The organism is Vibrio sp. 1401 (genome assembly GCF_033340295.1).
Window position 1 is genome coordinate 1 of the sequence record NZ_JAWOWF010000190.1, and the last position, 921, is coordinate 921.

Here is a 921-nt window from a genome sequence, read left to right on the forward strand (position 1 = left end):
ACTCTGGTCTCTTTCCTTTCAGGCGATTCCAAATGCCGCCAGCGCTTCTCTTTTGGATGTTCTCTTCGATTTGTAGCGTGTCTAACACGGGAAATTCAATCCCTTCCCCTATGCGCGCTTTCAGCGCTTCATCCAAGAATTCTCTCTCGATTCGACGGTAATGCACAACGATCATTTTGCCGCTTAAGCAAGGCAGCAACTCACCCAAAATATCGCTCAGATCTGGCGCATCAATCAATTCGCTGTGAGTGATACCGTGGATGATAACGGAATCTTCATCCAACTTTTTCTGAGGCCTTACTTTCCAATGTCGAGCATCGCGCAGAAAAATACGTCTCAGATTGAAAGGTACTAAACCGATAGTAATAATGTCGTGTTTTTCGGGATTGAGCCCCGTCGTTTCGAAATCCAACGCGACAAATTCAACCTCTGAAATGGGGGTATTGGGCGCTGGTAATTCGCTGCCGTAAAAGGCGACAAGATTTTCATCACTGACGAGCTCCAACTTTTGCTGAAACTTGGTTGGCCATTGAATCGCAGGCTTTTGAAATAGCTTTTTGATCATGCCAAACCTCACTTAAAGCTCTTATTTGCTTGATAACGGAACTTAAGGAAGTTCTGCCCATTGCTGAGAATTTGGAAGGCATCTTTCAAATTACGGCGTTCAAAATCGGAGAGGTTTTCTGGCTCGATGTTGTTATCCGGCTCGTCGCCATTTTCAATATCCAAGGCTTGGTGACGGATTCGAACCATATAGATAAGCTCCATCGCATCTCGCAAGTCCATTCCTCGCCCTTTTGGCAGAATCCCGGCGTCATTAATGTCGTCTAATCGATCAAACGAGTTTTGCGAACGCGAACCAATCGCCAAGGCATGCACTCGAATCAAATCTGCCAGCGGCGCGGTACCGCGTCGTTTAAG

Annotated in this window: 2 protein-coding genes; both read right to left on the reverse strand. The window is 46.5% G+C overall.

The genetic code is table 11. The annotated features are described in order from the left end of the window. The coding region (locus R7Z77_RS24475) for a 3'-5' exonuclease (RefSeq protein WP_318136943.1) at positions 1 to 565 on the reverse strand (565 nt) is incomplete at its 3' end. Positions 566 to 573: 8 nt separating this feature from the next. After that, positions 574 to 921 (reverse strand): putative nucleotidyltransferase substrate binding domain-containing protein (locus tag R7Z77_RS24480; protein WP_318136944.1); only part of this gene is annotated, 348 nt, incomplete at its 5' end.